We start from the raw sequence: 21,156 nt of genomic DNA on the forward strand, positions 1-21,156 counted from the left end.
CGGTCATGACCGATCTCAGCCAGGACGCGCAATATTTCTCGCTCACGACACCGCTGGGCAAGGACAAGCTCATCCTGCGCGAATTCAGCGGGGAAGAGAGCCTCTCGGGCCTCTTCCACTACAAGCTGACCATGGATTCTACCGATGCCAACCTCGCCTTCGACAGCGTGGTCGGCAAGGATGCCACCATCACCATCGGTGTCGGTCTCAAGGCCACGAGCCGCTACATCACCGGCGTCATCACCCGCTTCGAGCTCTCGCATTACGATGAGGATGAGGGGCTTGCCACCTACGAGGCCGATCTGCGCGCCTGGTTCTGGCTGCTGCAGCTCTCCGGCGACAACCGCATCTACCAGCAGAAGACGGTGCCGGAAATTGTCGAGGCGGTCTGCTCGGATGCCGGTTACGCCTTCATCAAGAAGTCGCTCTCCGGCACCTACACCGCGCGCGAATATTGCGTGCAGTATGGCGAGAGCGACTTCAACTTCATCTGCCGCCTGCTGGAGGAAGAAGGCATCTTCTACTTCTTCTCCCACACCAGCTCTAAATGCGAGATGGTGCTGGGCGATGGCTCCAGCGCCTTTACCGATGCGGCAACTGTCAACAAATTCACCTACCGCCCGACGCATGCCTTCGATAACGAGGATGATGCCGTCACGGCGCTGCGTTACGTCAACGCGGTTACCACCAAGACCATGGGGCTCGACAGTTTCAATTTCGAAACCCCGTCGACCGATCTCTACACCAAGGCCGATGGCACCAAGGGCATTGGCGGGCGCCATGCCTATACCGGGCGCTATACCAAGAGCGCCGATGGCGAGAAGTACGCCAAGATCCTGATGCAGGCTGCCGCCGTGCCGGGCGAACTGGTGCGCGGCACCGGCCATCTGCGCTCGCTCACTGCCGGCGCCAAGTTCAACATCGCCTCGCATCCCCGCACCAGCATGAATGGCGATTTCATCGCCTGGCGCCTGCGCATCAAGGCCAACCGCGCGGCCTATACGGTGAATTTCGAGGCGTTTCCATCGTCAAAAACCTTCAACCCGCCGCTCACTGCCGAGCGTCCACGCATCCATTCCTCGCAGACAGCCATTGTGGTCGGTAAAAGCGGGGAGGAGATCTGGGCCGACAAGTACGGTCGCATCAAGGTGCAGTTCCACTGGGACCGCCTTGGCAAGAGCGACGACAGCTCCTCCTGCTGGATCCGCGTGTCGCAGGGCTGGGCCGGCAAGAGCTTTGGCGCCATCTTCCTGCCCCGCATCGGGCAGGAGGTGATCGTTAGCTTCCTGGAAGGTGACCCCGACCAGCCCATCGTGACCGGTGCGGTCTATAATGCCGAGCAGACGGTGCCTTATGCGCTGCCGGACAATTCCACCCGCAGCACCATCAAGACCCAGACCTCCAAGAACGGCACCGGCAAGTTCAACGAGATCAGGTTCGAGGACAAGGCCGACAGCGAAGAGGTCTATATCCACGCCCAGAAGGACATGAAGGTCGAGGTGGTGAACGACCTGACCGAGACCATCGATCATGATCATTCCACCACGGTGAAGAACGATCACAAGCTGACGGTCTCGGAAGGTAACGAGACCTACAAGGTCGAGAAGGGCACCCGCGACGTCTCGGTCAAGGGCAAGGAAACCCACAAGAACGAGGATAATTTCGAGCACACCGTCTCGAAGGACTACAAGCTCACCATCGATGGCAACCTGACCATTGAGGTAACCGGCGATGTCAGCCTCAAGGGTAAGTCGCTCAGCTTTGAATCCAGTTCGGCAGGGGTGAAGATCAAGGCCTCCACCACGCTGGATGAGGAGTCGGGCACCGCCTACACCATCAAGTCCGGCACCACGCTGGGCGTCAAATCCGGCACCGACGCCAAGGTCGAGGCCGGCATGGGGCTCACCCTCAAGGCTGCCATGGCGCTGCAGGCCGAAGGCCTCTCCGCCACGGTCAAGGGCTCCACCACGGTGGAGGTGAATGGCAGCGCGATGACGACGATCAAGGGCGGCATGGTCAAGATCAACTGAGGCCAGCCGAAAGGGTGCCCGGAACTTCCGGGCAAACGCAGAAGAAGAGAACGGGGACAGGGCAGGAATTATGGTAGACGCGGCAACAGCAGATCAGGCGGAAGGCGGGGCCCAGGCGGCGCCCGGCGCGGGGCCTGCTGACGGCGGGGAGTTCGACACCCTCGACGATCAGGGCCGCATCGTCTTTCGCGGACGGATCGTGAACGGCGTGCCGGAAGGCGAGACCCAGGAATGGGGCGCGAATGGCAGGGTCGTGCAGCGCACCCACATCGTCGATGGCCAGATGCAGGGCGAGGCGCGGCGTTATGACGATGCCGGCCAGCTGGCGGAGGTGGCCTTCTATGATCGCGGCCTGCGCCACGGCCTTACCACCAACTACAATAACGGCATCGTCACCGCCCGGCTTTCCTATCGCCAGGGCGTGCTGGATGGCGAGAGCCAGTTCTTTACGCCTGCCGGTGCACCAGCGGCAAAGCTGCCCTACCGGCTGGGCAAGCTGCACGGCACCGCGCTTTATTTCGACCCGCAGGGCCGGGTGATGCGCGAGGCGGCCTTCGTCGCCGATTTTCAGGAAGGGCCGCAGACGATCTATTTCGATACCGGCAAGGTGTTCGAGAAATCCGCCTTCAAGTCCGGCCTGCAGGATGGCGATTTGCGGCGGTATTATCCGACCGGCGAGCTGATGCAGCAGGGCACCTACCGCATGGGGCTGCTGGTGGCCCCGCTCAAGACCTTCGCTCCCGACGGCAAGGTCACGGCGGTGGTCGAACCGCCGCCGGCGGCATGAGGGAGGGCGCGATGAAGAACCTTCCGGTGCAGAAAAATCAGCTGGCGCTCTTGGCGCATCCGGGCGCGTGCGGCTACTCTCCTGAGACAGGGGCTGTTGTTGGTCGGGGGGCCAGAAGCGTGCGCAAGGACATGCAGACAGCCGGTACTGAATTCCCGGGGGCGGCATGAGCGAAACGATCGTCGTCTCGTCGCCGGTGGCCGATGCGTCCGATGTGCCGCAGTCGGTTCGGGAGCCGGCCAAGAACAAGCGCGAGGCGGATGCCGAGCGTGCGGCCACGCGTCTGCGCCGCGCCGGCTACAGCTATCGCCGCATCGCCGAAACGCTGAGCATTCCCTACATCACCATTTCGCGCTGGCTGTCGGGCGATACCTCATCGCCCGTGCCCACGGCGCCGAAGCCCAAACCCTTCAGGGCAGACCCGCGCGATGTGGTTCCGGCCAGCGAGGTGGTCGCCCGCCAGGCGGCTATTGCCGCGCTCGCCCCGCCGCAGGATGTGGTTGAAACCAGCGAGGTTTCTCATCGTCTCGAAGTGTTGCAGCTGCAGTTCTCCTCCTTCGAGAAATATGCGCGCGACATGGCGGAGGAGTTCAATTCCAGCCGCAAGGAACTGCTGGCCGAACAGGCAGAGGCGGTCAAGGACATGGCGCGCGAGCGCGATGCCATCCACCTCACCCGTAAATCCTTCGAGGCGGCGATCCAGCGCTTCGATAGCAAGTTCGATGATCTGGCCAATGAGCTGCGCGGCGAACTCGAATCGCTGAAGGATCATGTCCGCCAGCAGCTGGAAAAGATAAAGGCGGATGTCGCGGCCGGCGGCGGTGCCATTGCCGCACCGGCTTCGGCCCGCATCGCCAGCAAGCCGGCGGACGAGGAGGATGATCCGTTCGGTGGCGGCGACGAGGAAGATGACGATCCCTTCGGCTCCTCCTCCGGCGACGATGATCCCTTTGCCAGCGGCGATGATGACGAGGATCCGTTTGCGGACGGTGGCGACAAGAAATCCGCCAGTGCGGATGACGATCCTTTCGCCAGCGGCGATGACGATGAGGATCCGTTTGCTGACAGCAGCGACGGGAAGTCTGCCAAGTCGGATGACGATGATCCTTTCGCCAGCGGCGATGATGACGAGGATCCGTTTGCCGATAGCAGCGACGAGAAGTCTGCCAAGGCGGAAGACGACGATCCTTTCGCCAGCGACGACGATGAGGATCCGTTTGCTGACAGCAGCGACGGGAAGTCCGCCAAGGCGGATGGCGATGATCCCTTCGCCAGCGGCGATGACGATGAGGATCCGTTTGCCGAGAGCAGCGACGGGAAGTCTGCCAAGGCGGATGACGATGATCCTTTCGCCACCAGCGATGACGATGAGGATCCGTTTGCCGAGAGCAGCGACAAGAAGTCTGCCAAGGCGGACGACGATGATCCTTTCGCGACCGGTGATGATGACGAGGATCCGTTTGCCGGGAGCGGCGACGAGAAGTCTGCCAGGGCGGAGGATGACGATCCTTTCGCGGCCGGTGATGATGACGAGGATCCGTTTGCCGAGAGCAGCGACGGGAAGTCCGCCAAAGCGGACGACGAAGATCCTTTCGCTACCAGCGATGATGACGAGGACCCGTTCGCGGACAGCAGCGAGGAAAAATCCGCCAAAGCCGATGAGGACGATCCGTTCGCCTCGTCGGACGATGAGGATCCTTTTGCCAGCAGCACGGACGAAGATCCCTTCGCCGCCAGCGACGGGGATGACGACCCCTTTGCAACGGATGACGACGACGATCCCTTTGCCGAAAAACCCTCGAAATGAGGGAGGCGGCCTGATGTGGAAGAAGAAAGCCGGCGATGCAGCCTAAATCGCTGACCGGGCGCAAGGCGCCGCTCCTGGAGATGCTGACCGATCTTTCTCCCACCACGGGCGAGGATGATCAGGATTTGCGTTTCCAGACCGCCGATGCGGTTATCGCTTCGATCCGGCGGGAGCTGGCGCGCATTCTCGATACGCGCCTGCCCTGGCCGGAAGCGCGGGATGCCATGCCCGCGCCGGACGATGCCGGTATGGGGCAACCGGTTCCGCGCGATGTCACGGTGCTGCGCTACGGGGTGCCGGACCTTACGCATCTGTGCATCCGCAACCACATCGAACGCCGGCAGATCGAGCAGCTCATTGCCGATGCCATCCGTAAATTTGAGCCCCGGCTGGAAGAGCCGGCGGTAACTGTTTCACTGCGGGCCGCCGGGGATCAGGCGAACATCGAGATTACCGGCAATGTCCGGCTCGGCCGGGCGATGGAGCCGGTGCAATTTTCCGTGGCTTCGGGCCTGCGCATCGGCGGCACGCTGAAGCGCAGCATGCTGGACGCCGCCCGCAATGGCGGCCGTGACTGAGCGTGGCCTGAAAGGGCAGGGGGCGCCGCTGCGTCCCCCGGTGAGGAAGAAAGGAGGAGGCGATGGGCAATTGCGTGTGCATGGGGGCGGTAACCCAGTGCTCCTTCGGTGTTGCGCCATCCTCGCTCATGGTGCTGCCGGCCAATATGTGCATGACCGTCAATATGCCGGCCGCCAACATCATGGATAACAAGCCCATGATGAATGTCATGCCCTTCGGCATGTGCCAGAGCCTTGCCAACCCGATGGTCGCGGCTGCCACGGCGGCAGCGCTCGGGGTGCTCACCCCCATGCCCTGCATTCCCATGACCACCGCGCCCTGGATCGTCGGCGCCCCGACCGTGCTGCTCGCCAACATGCCCATCCTGAACGACAGCTCGCAGCTGATGTGCAACTGGGGTGGAGTCATCAAGGTCAATTTCGCCGGCCAGGTCACTGTTCAGGTCCCCTGAGGGGCCTTTGATCTCCTGTGGTCGTGCCTGTCTGCGCTCCCTCACGAACATGTGACGCCGCGTATCCGCGCCCCGGCCTTTTAACCGGCGGGTGTTCTTCCCATCTCGTCACCTGTGCTGCAAAACCCCGTTTCTTCAGGAAATCCCGCCATGGACGCGCTGAACAAAATCTATCCCGTCACCCGCACCGATGAAGAATGGCGCCGTCTGCTGACAGCAGAGCAGTACAATGTCATGCGCCGCCACGGCACCGAACGGCCGGGCAGCTGCGCCCTGCTGCACGAAAAGCGGCCGGGCCGTTTCTGCTGCGCGGGCTGCGACCAGCCGCTGTTTGAATCGACGCTCAAATTTGAAAGCGGCACCGGCTGGCCGAGCTTCAATGACCCCGTCGAAGGCTCGGTCGAAACCGAGATCGACCGCAAGTTCGGCATGGTGCGTATCGAGGTGCATTGCGCAAATTGCGGCTCCCATCTCGGCCATGTCTTCAATGATGGTCCGCCGCCGTCCGGTTTGCGCTATTGCATCAATGGTGTAGCGCTCAACTTCGAGCCGCGCTGAAACCGGGGCGTCCTGCCGCCGCCTTCGGCTGTCGATGGGGTCTTGATGAAACTTTTCATGTTCTATGTCGGCGGCAGCTTCCTGAACTCCAACGTCGAGTTGCACGATGTCCGTTTCTCGGTCGGGGAGACGGCGGAGGCCTGCCATGACGATCTGCGTCGCCAGTGGTGGGGCAATCCTTCCAGCCTGCATCTGGATTGCTGGGGCGCGGTGGAGCAGGCCGATGGTTACGACGTAACGCTGGCAGAAAAGGCCGGGGCAGAAGAGGCCGGGGCGGAAAGCGCCGGCACGAAGCAGGACGAGACGCCCGGCGGCCCTCGTCTCTTCTTCGTCAATCTTGGCGGGTACGACCCGCGTGAATTTGCCGAACTGCACCGCAACGTGTTGCTCGTGGCTGCCGACGAGGCAACGGCAAAACGCAAGGCCGTGGAACTCATCAAGGGGTGGATGCTGCCCCACAAGGACAACCTCTATGAGGTCGAGGGGCTGGTGGATGTCAGCGCCGCCGCCGCCGCTGCCAGTGGCCGGCGCCTCCACCTCACCCCGGCAAGCGCTGAAAAGCCGTTCGAGTTCATCTGCACCTACTTGCCGATTGGATAACAGGCGGCGGCACGGCCCCGGCAGACGCATCGATTTGCAGTAAATTGATACTAATTTTAGGAAAATATACGCCGCTACTTTTATGCAGCACCGAAGGCGGCTGATAAAAACTGTCATGCGTTCTTGTTAACGTGAAGTGAACCTGAAACACTTCACTCTAAGGTCTAACGCAAGACGGGCCGCCTCATGGACGACATGCTTTTTGCTGAAGAGCCGCAGTCCGCACTACCGTCCGCGGCCGAGCCGCTGCTGGCCGAACCCTGGAAACTGCTGGTGGTGGATGACGAGGCGGATGTCCATTCCGTCACGCGCATGGCACTGCGCAATTTCGAGTTTCTCGGCCGCCCGCTCGAAATCCTCAATGCCTATTCCGCCCGCGAAGCCCGCGAGATCCTGCGCTCGGATGGCAATATCGCCATGGTGCTGCTGGATGTGGTGATGGAGCGGCCGGATGCCGGCCTTGCCCTCGTGCAGTGGATCCGCGGCGAACTCGACAATCAGGATATCCGCATCGTTCTGCGCACCGGCCAGCCCGGCCAGGCGCCCGAGCGTGATGTCATTACCGGCTATGATATCAACGACTACCGCGAAAAAACCGAGCTGACCGCCAAGCGACTCCACACCATGGTGGTGGCCTGCCTGCGGGCCTGGCGGGACCTGCGCGCCTTGCAGCGCAATCGCCGGGGGCTCGACCGGATCATCCAGGCCATGGGCACGCTGTTTCGCCTGCGCTCCATGCATGATCTTGCCGTGGGCGTGCTGGAGCAGCTGACCGCGCTCTTCTATCTGGATGAACATGCCGCCTTCGCCAGCACCGAAGGCATCGCCGTGCATGAGGATCAGGACGGGGTGCTGCGGGTGATCGCCGCCACCGGCCGTTACCGGCAGGCGGTGTCGGAGGATATTGGCGGCATCATCCCGGAGGATTTCCGCGAGTATCTGACCGGGCCTATCGACGGTGAGCGGGTCATCATCAAGGGCGATACCTGCCTTGCCCTGCTCACCACCTCCGACGGGCATCTCCATGCCGTGCTGCTGCGCGGCGTACAGGGTGCGATGGAGGTGGACGAAACGCTGGTGCGGCTCTTCCTGCGCAATATCGGCGTGGCGTTCGACAACCACCGCCTGATGACCGAGATCGACGCCACCGAACGGGAACTCATCTTCCGCCTCGGGGAAGCCGTTGAAACGCGCTCCGGGGAAACCGGTAACCACGTCCGCCGCGTGGCGCTGATGTCGCGTTTCCTCGCCAACCAGATGGGCTATAGCGCGGAGGAAGCGGAGATCATCTATCGGGCCTCCCCGCTGCATGATGTCGGCAAGATCGCCATTCCCGATCTTGTGCTCAACAAGCCGGGCAAGCTTGATGCCGATGAGTGGCTGGTGATGAAGACCCATGCCGGCATCGGTGCCAATCTTCTCGGCGGCTCCCACCTCACCATCGTGCGCCACGCGGCCATCATCGCTGCCCAGCATCATGAGCGCTGGGATGGCGCCGGTTATCCGGATGGCATCGCCGGCGAGGCAATCCACCCTTACGCCCGGCTCGTCGGCGCCGTGGATGTGCTGGATGCCCTGCTCAGCAAGCGCTCCTACAAGCAAGCCTGGAGCCGGGACGAGGTGGTCTCTTATTTCGAAACCGAAAGCGGCCGCCAGTTCGATCCGGCCGTGGCCGCGGCCATCCTCCGGCATATGGATGCGCTGCTGCTGCTGCGTTCCTCGATCGATATTCCCGGTGCCCCGCTGGAATTTGACGAATGAGCGCTGGCACGGAAGCCCGGCCGCGCGGAGAGGATGAGGGAGGGGAGGCGGGGCTGGCCGGCCGCATGGCCGTGCTGGAAGCCACTGTGGCGAATGCGCCCGACGGTATTCTGATGCTCGGGCGCGACCTGCGCGTCCTGCTCGTCAATCCCGCCTTCGCGCGCCTCTTCGGGCTTGCCGTCCCTATCGAGGGGCTGCCCTATGAGGCGGCGCTGGCGGCCATCGCGGCCGCCTCCGGCATGCCGGAGGCGGAGCAGGCTTCCATCCGGCATCTGTTGCTGAATGCCGCCGTCAGCGGCCAGCCGGCCGAATTCGTGCGGCCGATGGCGGACGGGCGCACGCTCCATATACACGCCCAGGGCAGCGCCGATCTCGGCGTGGTGCTGACGGCGGTGGACGAGACCGAGCTGGAGCAGGCGCGCCGGCGCCATCATGAAACCCTGCTCACCATGCGCCGCCGCTCGCGCCTCTTGCGCGCGGTGCTCGACCAGTCGCCGGTCGGTTACGTCATGCTCGACGAAAACCGGCAACTGCTGATGGTCAATGACCGGCTGCGCCAGATCTACGGTATCGGCCGCAACGGCCTTCTGCCCGGCATGCCGACGGAACGGGTGGTGGAGGTTATCGGCCAGCATCTGGGAGCCGAACCGGGCCAGATTGCCGAGTGGTTTGCCGAGGTAGACCGGGCGCTTGCCTCCGGCCGGCCTTTCGTCATCCAGCGCAGGGTGCCGGATGGCCGCACGGTGGAGATCTGGGGCGCACAGGTACGCGGCATCGGCACGCTCATCATGCATCAGGATGCCACCGAACGGGTGAGGTCGGAAGAGCAGGTGGCCCGGGCCGGCTGGGCCATCGAGCAGCAGCGCGCCGTGCTGCTCGGCATCCTTGATCGCTCGCCGGTCGGTTATCTCTTCCATGACGAGGAGGGGAACCTCCAGCTCGTCAATGAGCGCCTGCGTGAACTCTATGGCATGGATCCGGAGGATCTGGAGATCGGCGCCCCCACGCCGGTCATCAAGGCCATCGGCTCGCGGCTTGGCGTCGACGAAGGCACGGTGGAGCTGTGGGAGCGCCAGACCCGCGAGGCAGTAATGCAGGGCGACTGGGTGCCCGTCTCCTGGACCTTGCCGGATGGCCGCATCATCGAGGCGCGAGGCGCCCGCCTGCCGGGTTTTGGTGCACTCTTTACCCATGATGATGTGACCGAGCGCCTGCATGTGCAGGAAAAGCTGATGGAAGCTGACCGGCTGGCCTCCCTCGGCCGGCTCGTCGCCGGTGTGGCGCATGAGGTCAATACGCCGCTAGGCAACGGCATTACCGCTCTCTCGGTGATGGCGGATTCCATCGAGGATATCCGCCGCGCGCTGGAGGCCGGCACGCTGCGCAAATCGCAATTCACCGAGTTTCTGGGCGAGGCCGCCGAGACGGTAGGCATTGCCAGGCGCAATCTTGATCGTGCGGCCCATCTGGTACGCACCTTCAAGCAGGTGGCACGTAATCAGGCGGTGGGCGAGCGGGCGCGCTTCAATCTGCGCACCGAAATTTCCGACCTCGTCACCACCTTCCAGCATGATCTGCGCCTGCGCGGGGTGGAGGTGGCACTGGACCTGCCCCCCGATATCGAGCTGGAGAGTTATCCGGGCGACCTTACCCAGATCGTCGGCAATCTTATTGCCAATGCGCTGACCCATGCCTTTGCCCGGCCGTCAGGGACGGAGGCGGCGGAAGAGGAAAGGGAGACCGGCCCTGGCCAGCGCATTGCCATCCGGGCCCGGCGCCTTGGCGGCGAGGTCAATCTCGCCATTTCCGACAATGGCGCCGGTATGGAGCCGGCGGTGATGGCCCGTATCTTCGAGCCTTTCTTTACCACCGCGTCCGGCAATGGCGGCACCGGGCTCGGCCTTTCCATCGTCCACAATGCCGTGACCGGCCTTCTGGGCGGGCAGCTGACGGTAGAGAGCAAACCGGGCCTCGGCACCACCTTCCGCATCGTGCTGCCGCTGGTCGCGCCGAAGGAGAGGGTAGAAACAGCCTCGTCCGGGGCCGAATAGCAGCCGAAATACCGGCTAATTAATTTCCGGGTAAAAATGTTTGAAGGTATTTGTGCCCGGGTGTAAATGCTTCCGCAGGCCATAACTGCCCCTTTCAGGGCCGTTTAAGGGGCCGGAAGGAGCGACCATGCAGCAGGACCGGAAAAAAGCAGCGATAGCGGCCTGGAAGGAACGGCCGCCGGCCGTCGGCATCTATCTCGTACGCTGCGCGGCAACGAGTGAGTGCTGGGTGGGGGCGTCGCAGGATCTGGAAAAGATCGGCAACCGCATCCTCTTTTCCCTGCGCCATGGCAGTCACATGAACCGCGCGATGCAGGCGGCGTGGAATGCCCATGGGGCGGAAAGCTTCAGTGTCGAGGAAGCCGAACGCTTGCCGGAGGAGGCGCTGGAATTCGGCCTCCGGCAGACACTGAAGGAGCGGTTGGCCTTCTGGTGCGGCAAGCTGGGCGCCGGGGTGGCCTGAAGCGCCGGGCGCGGCCCTCAGGCCGAGCTGGTCGGGTTGGCGATGTTGACCGTCACCGACACATTCCCGAGTTTCTTGCCGTTCTGGTAGGTGATGTACTCGAAGGTGATTTCCTTGAAGCCGATGCTGATCTCTTCGGACATGCCCTCGGTGGTTGCCCGCAGCTTGTGGCTGGTGATGTAGGCGTTTTTCATCGTCACATTCACGAAGGGCTCGTACCAGTTGACCTCGGAATCCGCACTGGTGGGGGCCTTGTCGAAGGCGCGGCAGATGGTGAGTTTCACCGTCTCGCCATCGGCTGACGATGAATCCTTCTTGGCGCAGGCCAACTGGAACAGCTTGGGGCTTGCCTTGTCGGCCTTGCGGGTAAGGCTGACGCTGTCGATGCCGACGGTCCGGATACCTTCCCGGTCCCGTCGCCGGCTCTCGTTGCGGTCGCCCAGCTGCGCCGCTCCCAGCGTGCCGCTTTCCGTGTGCATGTAAAAGCTCTCGCAGGCGATCAGATCCTCGTAGCCGGTCACGGTGACCTCGCCCGCAACGCCGGGATAGGTGAGGAAGAGCGTCTGCATGTCTGTCTCCGTCCGGGCTCTGGTGCGTTATGTCTGGGCGCGGGTGTCGCCGGCTGCTCTCAGCTGATGCTGCCGAGCTGCATGTCATAGCTGAAGGCAAAATTGCCGACGGCGGTCTGGTTGGGGCCGTAGGCCGTGTATTTCCATTCCATCTTGCTGGCCGTCACCTTCAGCGTCTCGGTCACGTCACCGCTGTCGCCATCGATTTCCTGGCTCTGGCACAGCGCGTTGTAGAGCTTGAGCGACATGAACTGCATCACCGAGGCGTCGGTCTTGGCCAGCGAGCGGAAGAACAGCAGTTCCCAGGGCGTGGTGGAAACATTGGCCTTCAGCGTCAGCCGGGTGATCTGGGCGGTGGCGACATCCATGTTGCGGGCGATGGTGAGGGCGGAAAGTGTCGGCCGGGCTGAGGTGCGTTTGCCCTGCTCCCAATCGGCGGAGCCGGAGATGCCATAGGACACTCGGTCGACCAGCGGCAGGTTTTCAAAGCCGTAAAGCGTTGAATCGCCGGTAATGAAGGTGGTGGCGCTGAGGGGGATCTTCAGGATGATGACGGCCATTCTTACCTTCCCTCAGCCAACCTGGGCGGTTTCAAGGTCATAGGTGGTGAGCTTGAAGCCCTGCAGGCCCTGATTCTCGCCAATCAGGTCGTAGCGGAATTCGAACTTTGTCGCGCTGACCTCGAAAGTCTCGGTAATCTCCTTTTCTCCGGCGGAGAAATTATACTCGGTGATCAGCGGGTTGTGCAGGATCAGGGTCATGAAGCGCTCGCGCGAGGCGGCTTCCGACATTCCGCCGGAGCTGCGCAGAAAGTAGATTTCCCACGGGTCGGGAGAAACGCGCTGGTTCAGGGCCCAGCGGTTGAGAACGGCCGAGGCGGAATCGATCTGGCGGCTGAAGCTTATGCTCTCCAGTTCGGCGACCAGAACATCCCCTTCCTGTACCTGGATCGCTTCGCTGATCTCCAGCTCTTCCTCTTCGTGATCTTCCTCCTCCTCGTCGTCCTTGTGTTCTTCCTTGCCCTTGGTCTTCTTGTCGTTCTTGTCCTTTTTTTCCGGCTTTTCCTTTTTGGGTTTCTTCCTGGGTTTCTCACCGTCCTTGCTGACGGCGACCTCCCAGCCCACCGACTCCACCAGCAGCATGCGGTAATAGTCGAGCAATTCGCATTCGCCCCTTATCCAGGGCAGCACCGTGGGGGGACTGCCCTTGGCAATGCTGTCCTTGGCGCTCTTTACCGCAGAAGCGGAATAACCGCTGGTTGCGGGGACCATCAGCACAAATTCAGGCATGGGCGCGCATCGGCTCCGGGCGGTTGTGGGGCCGCTGTACGGGGGCCCTGTTCTTGCGGCTATTTTGCGGTGTTCGTAACCGATTAGGCAATGACAAGCCTCAGCGGCGTAAGGTAGTTTTTGCCATAGTCACGTATCCGGCGGCCTCACCGCCGGCAATCAGATGAATAAGGGAGCGAGCGGGCATGTCTCTTCTGCGCCATCGGGCGAGGGCCCTTCGCTCCGCCGGGCAGGCCCGGGCGTGAGCAGCGGTATCGCCGTGGGAGCGCCCGCCCGCCCCGTTGGTCTGCGCCTCAGCCACAAGATCTCGCTCGTGCTGCTGGCCCTTATCCTCTTCGGCGCCACGCTGGTTGGGGTGCTCGCCTATTATAAATACCGCTCGCTGCTCACCTCGCTGATCGTGACGCGGGTGGAGGTGACGCTCTCCAACCTGCAGAACGATATCCAGTCGCCGCTGCGCCTCGGCCTGTCGCTGCGCGACGTGCGCACCATCAAGCCGCTCTTGGAAAGCACCGTGCGGCAGGACAGCCTCATCACCTCGATCAGTGTCTTTGGCATGGGCGCCGATAACCAGGTGCTCTATTCCACCGCCAGCGGCCTTGTCGGCAATGCGCCGGAAGCCGGCTGGGTCACGGCGGCCGGCGGCAAGGGCGAGGGCAAGAAGCATTTCTGGCATTATGATGCCGGCAATGTGCGCACCATCGGCTCCGTGCTGGTCGACCGGCTGGACCAGCCTGTCGGCGCCGTGGCGCTGACCTATGATGCGACCTATGAGGCCGGCAAGCTGGCCGCCATGCGCAACGAGATGATGCGCAACGTTGCCATCATCTCCGTGGTGCTGACCGTCATCTCCGCCATCATCATGTATCTCTTCTTCCGCCCGGTGTCCGGCCATCTCGACCGGCTGAGCCGTGTGCTCGAAGCCCGCGAGGGCGGCGATGCCACTGCATCGGCGGGTCATGAAATTTCCCCTGATGCGGCAGATGGCATCGACCGTGAATATGCGCGTTTCCGCCAGACGGCCGATGCCGCCGAGCGCCAGCTCGCGGCACTGGAAAAGGCCAGTGGCGGCAGTGCCGGAAGCAGTGGCAAGGGAGACGCAGCATGAGCGTTGAAGCTGTCTCCGGGCTTGAAGGGGGTGCCATTCCCGCATCCGGCGGGCGTGGTATGGATACCGGCAGCCTCGATTTCGAGCGGGTGCCGCGCCAGGTCATCCTGCTCTCGGGTTTCATGGTGCTGGTGGCGGCCGTGCTGGTCTTTGCGCTCGCCCTCATGGGCTTCAAGCGCGACCTTGTGCCGGAAATCGACGCCCAGACCCAGGCGGTGGCCTCGGCGGCCTATTCCACCCTCGATCAGGCGCTCCAGCTTGGCATCCCGGTCAGCGATCTGGTCGGCGTCAACGACTTCTTCGCCGAGACCATCAACGACAATCCGGAGATCGACTACATCGCGGTGACCGGCCCGGCCACCAGCAACGGTGCCGGCCGGGTGCTGTTCGGCGCCGGCAAGGCGCTGGACCAGGTGTTCCGCCCCGGCACCGATCCGATCTCCGCCACCGCCGGTTTCCGGGACGAGGCACTGGCGCTCAAGGTCAACGATCAGCTTGTCGGCACCCTGCATGCCGGCATCAGCGAAAACTTCGTCACCAAGAGCATGGAAGATATCGCCTTCGACCTTGCCATCGTTCTGCTGGTGGCGCTCCTGGCGACCTTCGAGCTCTTGATGTTCTTCATCAACCGTACGCTGAGCGGCCCGATGTCGGCGGTGCTGATCGCCCTGCGGGCCGCCGCCGGGGGCGATTTCAGCCGCGGTATCGGCATCCGTGCCCATGACGAGGTCGGCCGCCTCATCGGTGCCATCGACCGCCGCCTGCTGGAACTCAATGGCCGCTTCCAGAAAGTCGTGGCCGAGAGCGGCAGCGCCGTCGCCCACAAGCTTCCGAGCTTTACCTTCGCGCCCGGCGTGCTGCTGACGCGCCCGATGCAGATCATCACCGACGTGCGCCTGCCGCTGTTGCTCTATGTGCTGGCGGGCGAGATGTCGCGCTCCTTCTTCCCCAACTTCGTCAAGTCGGTCTACACGCCGATCCCCGGCCTTTCCTATGATGCCGCGCTCGGCCTGCCCATCTCGGCCTTCATGTTCGTGGTGGCGGCGGCAACGCCGGCGGGCGGCAGCTGGGCGGACCGGATCGGCGGCCGGCGCCTGTTCCTCATCAGCATGGTGCCCACGCTCATCGGCATGCTCGGCACCGGCTTTGCGCAGAACCTCTATCAGTTGATCGCCTTCTGGTCGCTGAATGCCATCGGCTATGCACTCGCCACCATCGCCTGCCAGAGCCGTATCGTGCACTCCACCACCGCGGCCAACCGCGCGCAGGGCATGGCGGCCTTCGTCACCGCCATCATGGTGGCGGCCATCTGCGGCACTTCCTTCGGCGGCGTGCTGGCGGACCGTATCGGCTTCCGCGCCACCTTCGTGGTGTCGGCGGTGTTCGTGCTGCTTTCGGGCCTCATCGTCGCGGCGGTCTTCACCCGCACGGAAGATGGCGCCGTGGGGCCGCGCCCCTCGCTCATCCGGGCGCTGGGCGCCGTCTCGCGCAATGCCCGTTTCATCGCGCTGATGGCCTTCGGCGCGGTGCCGGCCAAGCTCATCCTCACCGGCTTCCTCTACTACATGGTGCCGCTCTATCTCGCCGGGCTCGGCCGCAGCCCTGCCGAGATTGGCCGCCTGATGATGATCTATTTCGCGATCATGATCCTTGTCGGCCCGTTCTTCGCGCGGCTTGCCGACCGGTCGGGCAAGGGCGCCCGTTTCGTCGTGCTGGGCGGGGTTATGGCCGGGCTCGGCGCGGCGCTGCTGCCGCTCACCGGCGGCGCTCTTGGCGGGCAGATCGGCGCGCTGATTGCCGTGGTGCTGCTCGGCTTCGGCCAGGCGTTCAGCACCGCGCCGCTCATCGCGCTGATCCCCGAACTTTGTGCCGCTGAAGCCAAAACCACCGGCCCCACCGCGCTGCTCGGCATCCTGCGGGTGGTCGAGCGGGTCGGCAGCGTGCTGGGCCCGCTGCTGGCGGCGCTGGTCGTCGGTTATGCGGGTTATGAGGTTGCGGCGCAGACCATCGGTATCATCGTGGCGGTCACCGCCGTGCTGCTTGGGCTCGTGCTGGCGTTCTGGCCGGCGTCCCGCTCCACAGGCAGCGAAATTCTGGCTGACGAGGCAAAAGAATGAGTGTGCTGCGTTTTGCCCTGCCGGCTATAGTCCGGCGCCCCTTCGGACTGCTGGCCGCTGCCCTGCTGCTGCTCGGCGCCGGCGCTTTTGCGCCGCCGGCCGAGGCGGCCGGAGCCGGTACGCCGGAAAAACCCTGGCGCATCTCACTCATCGTCTATCGCGGCTGCGAGGAGGCCTGCCAGGGCTTCCAGGATTTCCTCAAGAGCCGCAACGTCAATGCCACGGTCAAAATCTACGACGCCAAGACCGACCCGGCCTCGATCCCCGGTTTCGTCAAGGAAATCAAGTCGGAGCGGCCGGATCTGGTCGTGACCTGGGGCAGCACCACGGCGGTCAGCGTCTTCGGCAAGTACAACGCCGTCGATCCGGAAAAGAACATCACCGATATCCCCGGCGTGTTCATGATCGTCTCCACCCCGATCGATTCCGGGCTGATCCCGAATACCGAAAGCTCCGGGCGCAACATTACCGGCACGCTCTATCTGGTGCCGGAAAGTGTGCAGCTTGAAGCCGCCAGCACCTATATGAGCTTCAAGAAGGTGGGCGTGGTCTATTCGCCCAACGAGCAGAACTCAGTCATCAATGTGCAGCGGCTGGAGGAAGAATCCGCCAAGCGCGGCGTCACCGTCATCAAGGCACCGCTGCCGCTGGGCGCCGATGGTGCGCCCGATGCGGCGGCCATTCCGGCGCTCGTCAAGCAGGTGGCAGGTGAGGGTGTGGACATGCTCTATCAGGGCGCCGACACCTTCCTCAACCTGCACCGCAAGGAGCTGACGGCGGCGGCGGTGGAGAATCACCTGCCGGTCTTTGCCGCCGGCGAGGCGCCGGTGCGCACCGGCCAGGCGCTGATGGGCGTCGTCAACCAGTACTATGTCGTCGGCCAGCTCACCGCGCTCAAGGCCGAGCAGGTGCTGGAGGGCGCGAGCCCCGCCAGCATTCCCATCGAGGCGCCCAAGCACTTCTCTTTCCTCATCAATCTGGCAACCGCCAAGGAACTGGGTGACTATCCGCCTATGAAGCTGATCCGCTTCGCCGAATTCATCCGCTAACGGTGCCGGCACGGCGCGAACGCCCGGCAAACAGCCGGTTTGAGGGCTTCCGGATCAAGGGCCGCTGCGGCCCTTTGAACAATTTAGTATGCTTGTCATAAAGTTATGATCGTTTCATGGTCTTTATCTGGCCATGAAATAACGAGGGGTGCAGGCGAGCGCCCCGTAAGGGGAACCGACATGGAAGCGGTAGCCGAGGCGCCTGCCCCGCTGGGAATGATCGAAGCCACTTTCCGCGGCGCGCGGGAGGATGATCTGGTGGCTTTGAAGGAGCTGTATCTGGAACTGATCCCGGACGAGAGTCCGACGCTGGAGGAGATGCGCTCCACCCTCCACGAGATCAACTCCCGTCCCGACATGGGTATGGTTGTCGTCGGCTGCATCGATGGCGAGGTGGTCGCCACCTGCCAGATCGTCATCTACCCCAATCTCGTGCGCACGCCCCGCGTCAAGGCGCAGGTGGATTCCGTGGTGGTCGCCAGTACCTGGCGCGGCCACGGCATCGGCAAGCAGATGATGCACTGGTGCCTGCAGGAACTTGCCCGCCGCAACTGCTCGCGCGTCATCGTCGCGACCGCCTACAGCCGCGAAGTCGCCCACAAGCTCTATAGCCGCCTCGGCTTCAAGCAGTCCGGTTACAGTTTCGTCTATTCCGAATAAGCGCCCCTCCGGCGCTTGTCCGTGAGCCCCGGCCCGCTGTATGGCAGGCCGGGGTTCTGGTTTTAAACGAAGGCCTTCACGGCTGAAGCGAGGCCGTCCACCGCCTTGTAGGCCTTGTTGACCGTGCCGGCCACGGTTGCCACGCCGCCGATCCCGGTGACCACCTGATCCTTGTCGAAGGTCTTCACGCCCTTGGCGAAGGCTTGCAGCTTGTCGAGCGTGGTCAGGTCGCTGGTGGAAATGCCGAGCGCCTCGATGCGCGCCTTGGCGGCGTCGGCATAGGCCTTGCGCTCCTGCAGCGCTGTCAGCGCATCAGTCGCGGCCGACTTCATGTTCTGCAGCGGTGTCCACAGCTGCACGGCCTTGGTGATGTCGGAGTTCTTGAACTTGTCGATCTCTTTTTCCAGCGCCTTGTAGGTCGTCTCCAGTTTCTTGATCGTGCTGCCCACCTCGGCAGAGTAACGCACGCGGGCTGTCTCGGGCGGCGGCGCGCCCTTGAGGGAGGCGACCGGCGACTTCTTCAGCGCCTTGTCGATCTTGTCCTTGATCTGCTGGATGGTGTCCGAGGCGATCTTGGGGCCTGCCTTGATCTTCTGCCAGGCGGTTGCCTTGTCGAGGTCGTAGCTGTCGTAGATCGCCTTGATGTCATTCACCATGCTGTCGGTCTGCGTCTGGTAGAGCGTGATCGCCTTTTCCAGTGCCTTGATCACCTCCGCTTCCGTCTTCAGGAAGTCGGAGATGGTGTCGTAGAGCGACTTGCAGTTGGAAACGATGCTGACGTAGGAGCTGACGTCGGCGCCGTGGCTTGCCACCAGCTTCAGCGCATTGGCCGCCAGCTTCAGCGTGGTGATGATCGCCGAGCAGGCACCCTTGATCTTCCACTCGGTATGCTGCTGCTTGAAGTTGGCATTCTTGGCCACCATCGACGTGACACTGGCCTCGAACTCCTTGCCGATCTTGGCCGGGTCGAGCAGCTTCTTGAATTCGGCGTCCGCTTCCTTGCAGATGTCTTCCAGCGATTTGCCGCTGGTGATCTTGAGAGCCGCGAGGGTCTTGCCGGTGTCGTCGGCAATCTTCTTGCACTCTTTCTGGTACTTATCGAGCAGCGCCTTGCGCTCTTTCTCGATCTCCGCCCGGAGCGCCGGGTTCTTGCCCGCCCCTTCGATGACGATGGTCGGGTCAAGGGCGTAGCCCTTGCCGATATCGATATAGTCGTTGAAGATTTTCGGGCATTCGCTGGCGGTCAGCACGAAATAGGAAGACCCGCCGATCTTGTCCGACCCGCCGGACTTCGTCGCCTCGCGCAGCGCCACGCCATTCAGCAGCGTGACGTCGAAATACTCTTTGGAGCCAAAGAGTTTTGACATGATGCCGCCATTGATCTTGTCCGCCTTGATGCGGAAGACCAGCTCCTTGCCGACAAGGCCGATCTTCCAGTAGGCGTTCTCGTATTCCTTATCCAGACCCTTGACCTTGGTGGCGATCTTCAGCGCTTCCGACCAGCTGATCTTCTTGGCATCCGCGTCGGACATGCCGGTGATGTTGCGCTCGAAATCACCCTTGCTGCCGCTGATGAAGAGCGAAAGCGGCAGCTGTTTGCCCGAGCCGGGCGGAATGATGACATTGCTCTTCTTCATGGTGCCGGCCATGGCTTCTTCCCCCTCTGGCGAAACCCTTATTGCCCACGCCAGCCTCCCCCTGCCGGCGCTTGCTCCGAAAGATGGAGCGGATAATACCACCGCAGGAAAAAGGGGCCGAGGTAAAAGGCGGGTCAATGCACTGATTTGTCTCCAAATCTTTTCCCTGCCTTCTTGTCGCCCTAAGCTGACCGGCAGCAGAGCAGGTTTCGCGCAGGAGAGGGGGCGGACATGGCGGATTTCCCGATAATCGATCTGGCAGCACTGGCAGGTCCCGAGCCTGCTCGCCGCGAGCTTGCCGCCGCAGTGGATGCCATCTGCCGGCAGACGGGGTTTCTGGCGATTACCGGCCATGGCGTACCGAAGCCGGTGATCGATGAGGCCTGGGCTGCGGCCCGCGCCTTCTTCGATTTGCCGCTTGCGGAAAAGCAGGCGGTCGCGCCGCCCCGGCCCGGTTATCCCTATGGCTATTTCGCCAGCGAGGCGGAATCGCTGGCAGGCTCGCTGGGGCAGGAGACGCCGCCGGACCGCAAGGAAAGCTTCAATATCGGCCCGCTCGAACGCCCGCCGGGCCTGACGCCCGGGCTGGAGAGCGACTTTTGTTATGCCCCCAGCCTGTGGCCCGCCGCGCCGGCTGCCCTGCGGCCCGCCCTCAGCGCCTATTACCGCGAGATGGAGGCGCTGGCCGGCCGCCTCATGCGTCTCTTCGCCCTCGCGCTCGCCCTGCCGGAAGACTGGTTCGAGCCCTTTATTGACCGGCCGATCAGCGCGCTGCGCGTGCTCAACTATCCGGAAAGCGATGTGCCACCCAGGCCCGGCCAGCTGCGCGCCGGTGCCCATACCGACTATGGCAGCCTCACCATCCTGCGCGCCGATGCCGCGCCGGGCGGGCTGGAAATCCGGGCGCCCTCGGGTGCGTGGGAGGCGGTGCCCCCGGTGGAGGGCGGCTTCATCATCAATATCGGCGACCTCATGGCGCAGTGGACGAATGACCGTTGGGTCTCCACCCTGCACCGCGTGGTCAATCCGCCGCAAAACGCGGCGGGTAGCGCGCGCCGCCAGTCCATCGCCTTTTTCCACCAGCCCAACTGGGATGCCGAGATCACCTGCCTGCCCGGCTGTCTGCCGCTCGGCGAGCTGCCGCGTTATCCTGCAACCCTCTCCGGCCCGCATCTGATGGCCAAGTTCGGCAAGACGGTGCAGCCCGGGCCGGCCGCAACATCCTGACCCTTCCCCTTGCTCCCCTTTTGTGGGGGAGGAGACAGACATGACCGAAGAAGAAGCCCTGCAGATCGCCACCCACCGCCACTACAAGGGCGGTCTCTACCGCGTCATCGGTGAGGCGCTGCACTCCGAAACCGAGGAGCGCATGGTGGTCTATGAACATCTCTGGCCCAAGAACCGCAGCCTCTGGGTACGCCCGTTCGATCTTTTCCACGAGCCATTGCCAGACGGCAGCGAGCGCTTCCATGCGCTGGAGCCGGGGGAGCAGCCGTGACCGGCAGCCCGGCCCTCCGGGTGCCGTCACCGGCATCACTGTGAGGACTCTCACAAGAATGAAATGACAGATATTGAAATCTGTCATTTGGAATTGCATCCTCCCGCCCATCGCATCCCGCGATGAACAGGGAGCTTTTGCC

The 21,156-nt window shown here is 63.3% G+C and carries 21 protein-coding genes; 17 read left to right on the forward strand and 4 right to left on the reverse strand.

What is annotated here, in order from left to right:
- Window positions 1-5: 5 nt before the first annotated feature.
- The 11 genes from QTL98_RS05580 to QTL98_RS05630 all read left to right on the forward strand — a co-directional run bounded on the left by QTL98_RS05580 (window position 6) and on the right by QTL98_RS05630 (window position 11,087).
- The gene (locus QTL98_RS05580; protein ID WP_445681237.1) at window positions 6-2,030 is read left to right on the forward strand and encodes a type VI secretion system Vgr family protein; all 2,025 of its coding nucleotides are present in this window, start codon (window positions 6-8) and stop codon (window positions 2,028-2,030) included.
- A gap of 70 nt (window positions 2,031-2,100) precedes the next feature.
- Entirely contained in the window at window positions 2,101-2,817 is a 717-nt protein-coding gene (locus QTL98_RS05585; RefSeq protein ID WP_445681238.1) for a toxin-antitoxin system YwqK family antitoxin, read from the forward strand.
- 11 nt (window positions 2,818-2,828) lie between these two features.
- Window positions 2,829-2,987, forward strand: a complete 159-nt coding sequence (locus QTL98_RS05590) for a hypothetical protein (RefSeq protein WP_445681239.1) — start codon at window positions 2,829-2,831, stop codon at window positions 2,985-2,987.
- The gene (locus tag QTL98_RS05595) at window positions 2,984-4,624 is read left to right on the forward strand and encodes a helix-turn-helix domain-containing protein (protein WP_445681240.1); all 1,641 of its coding nucleotides are present in this window, start codon (window positions 2,984-2,986) and stop codon (window positions 4,622-4,624) included. The genes QTL98_RS05590 and QTL98_RS05595 overlap by 4 nt, the downstream gene beginning before the upstream one ends.
- A 35-nt stretch (window positions 4,625-4,659) precedes the next feature.
- Window positions 4,660-5,202 carry a type VI secretion system baseplate subunit TssE gene (gene tssE, locus QTL98_RS05600; protein ID WP_445681241.1) on the forward strand — a complete coding sequence of 181 codons (543 nt, stop codon included), beginning with the start codon at window positions 4,660-4,662 and terminating at the stop codon, window positions 5,200-5,202.
- 62 nt (window positions 5,203-5,264) lie between these two features.
- Complete coding sequence (locus QTL98_RS05605) at window positions 5,265-5,654, forward strand: DUF4280 domain-containing protein (RefSeq protein WP_445681242.1); 390 nt, start codon at window positions 5,265-5,267, stop codon at window positions 5,652-5,654.
- Window positions 5,655-5,804: 150 nt separating this feature from the next.
- Window positions 5,805-6,212: a peptide-methionine (R)-S-oxide reductase MsrB gene (gene msrB / locus QTL98_RS05610; RefSeq protein ID WP_445681243.1), complete on the forward strand. Its 408-nt coding sequence runs from the start codon at window positions 5,805-5,807 to the stop codon at window positions 6,210-6,212.
- A gap of 45 nt (window positions 6,213-6,257) precedes the next feature.
- On the forward strand, window positions 6,258-6,812 hold the full coding sequence (locus tag QTL98_RS05615) for a DUF1543 domain-containing protein (RefSeq protein WP_445681244.1): 555 nt from the start codon (window positions 6,258-6,260) through the stop codon (window positions 6,810-6,812).
- A gap of 186 nt (window positions 6,813-6,998) precedes the next feature.
- Window positions 6,999-8,573, forward strand: coding sequence for a DUF3369 domain-containing protein (locus QTL98_RS05620; RefSeq protein WP_445681245.1), 1,575 nt, complete (start codon window positions 6,999-7,001; stop codon window positions 8,571-8,573).
- The gene (locus QTL98_RS05625; protein ID WP_445681246.1) at window positions 8,570-10,624 is read left to right on the forward strand and encodes a PAS domain-containing sensor histidine kinase; all 2,055 of its coding nucleotides are present in this window, start codon (window positions 8,570-8,572) and stop codon (window positions 10,622-10,624) included. The genes QTL98_RS05620 and QTL98_RS05625 overlap by 4 nt, the downstream gene beginning before the upstream one ends.
- A 127-nt stretch (window positions 10,625-10,751) precedes the next feature.
- Window positions 10,752-11,087 carry a GIY-YIG nuclease family protein gene (locus QTL98_RS05630; RefSeq protein ID WP_445681247.1) on the forward strand — a complete coding sequence of 112 codons (336 nt, stop codon included), beginning with the start codon at window positions 10,752-10,754 and terminating at the stop codon, window positions 11,085-11,087.
- A gap of 17 nt (window positions 11,088-11,104) precedes the next feature.
- Here the strand turns inward: QTL98_RS05630 and QTL98_RS05635 are convergent, their stop codons facing one another.
- The 3 genes from QTL98_RS05635 to QTL98_RS05645 are packed head-to-tail and all read right to left on the reverse strand — an operon-like array spanning window position 11,105 to window position 12,945.
- On the reverse strand, window positions 11,105-11,656 hold the full coding sequence (locus QTL98_RS05635; RefSeq protein ID WP_445681248.1) for a type VI secretion system tube protein Hcp: 552 nt from the start codon (window positions 11,654-11,656) through the stop codon (window positions 11,105-11,107).
- Window positions 11,657-11,715: 59 nt separating this feature from the next.
- The gene (locus QTL98_RS05640) at window positions 11,716-12,216 is read right to left on the reverse strand and encodes a type VI secretion system tube protein Hcp (protein ID WP_445681249.1); all 501 of its coding nucleotides are present in this window, start codon (window positions 12,214-12,216) and stop codon (window positions 11,716-11,718) included.
- 12 nt (window positions 12,217-12,228) lie between these two features.
- Window positions 12,229-12,945: a type VI secretion system tube protein Hcp gene (locus tag QTL98_RS05645; RefSeq protein WP_445681250.1), complete on the reverse strand. Its 717-nt coding sequence runs from the start codon at window positions 12,943-12,945 to the stop codon at window positions 12,229-12,231.
- Window positions 12,946-13,186: 241 nt separating this feature from the next.
- Here QTL98_RS05645 and QTL98_RS05650 point away from each other — a divergent pair, with 241 nt between their 5' ends.
- From QTL98_RS05650 to QTL98_RS05665, 4 genes are all read left to right on the forward strand, one after another.
- Entirely contained in the window at window positions 13,187-14,053 is an 867-nt protein-coding gene (locus QTL98_RS05650) for a hypothetical protein (protein ID WP_445681251.1), read from the forward strand.
- Window positions 14,050-16,170, forward strand: coding sequence for an MFS transporter (locus QTL98_RS05655; protein ID WP_445681252.1), 2,121 nt, complete (start codon window positions 14,050-14,052; stop codon window positions 16,168-16,170). Before QTL98_RS05650 ends, QTL98_RS05655 begins: the two co-directional genes overlap by 4 nt.
- Window positions 16,167-17,219: an ABC transporter substrate-binding protein gene (locus QTL98_RS05660; protein ID WP_445681253.1), complete on the forward strand. Its 1,053-nt coding sequence runs from the start codon at window positions 16,167-16,169 to the stop codon at window positions 17,217-17,219. Before QTL98_RS05655 ends, QTL98_RS05660 begins: the two co-directional genes overlap by 4 nt.
- A 180-nt stretch (window positions 17,220-17,399) precedes the next feature.
- Window positions 17,400-17,879, forward strand: a complete 480-nt coding sequence (locus QTL98_RS05665) for a GNAT family N-acetyltransferase (protein ID WP_445681254.1) — start codon at window positions 17,400-17,402, stop codon at window positions 17,877-17,879.
- Between the two features lie 62 nt (window positions 17,880-17,941).
- Here QTL98_RS05665 and QTL98_RS05670 read toward each other — a convergent pair whose 3' ends face one another.
- Window positions 17,942-19,528, reverse strand: a complete 1,587-nt coding sequence (locus QTL98_RS05670) for a hypothetical protein (RefSeq protein WP_445681255.1) — start codon at window positions 19,526-19,528, stop codon at window positions 17,942-17,944.
- A gap of 219 nt (window positions 19,529-19,747) precedes the next feature.
- Between QTL98_RS05670 and QTL98_RS05675 the strand changes: the two genes are divergently transcribed.
- Both QTL98_RS05675 and QTL98_RS05680 read left to right on the forward strand, forming a co-directional pair.
- Window positions 19,748-20,743, forward strand: a complete 996-nt coding sequence (locus QTL98_RS05675; protein ID WP_445681256.1) for an isopenicillin N synthase family dioxygenase — start codon at window positions 19,748-19,750, stop codon at window positions 20,741-20,743.
- A 40-nt stretch (window positions 20,744-20,783) separates the two neighbouring features.
- Window positions 20,784-21,014, forward strand: coding sequence for a DUF1653 domain-containing protein (locus QTL98_RS05680; RefSeq protein WP_445681257.1), 231 nt, complete (start codon window positions 20,784-20,786; stop codon window positions 21,012-21,014).
- Window positions 21,015-21,156 lie beyond the last annotated feature (142 nt).

Source organism: Radicibacter daui (genome assembly GCA_030657355.1).
Lineage (GTDB): Bacteria > Pseudomonadota > Alphaproteobacteria > Radicibacterales > Radicibacteraceae > Radicibacter > Radicibacter daui.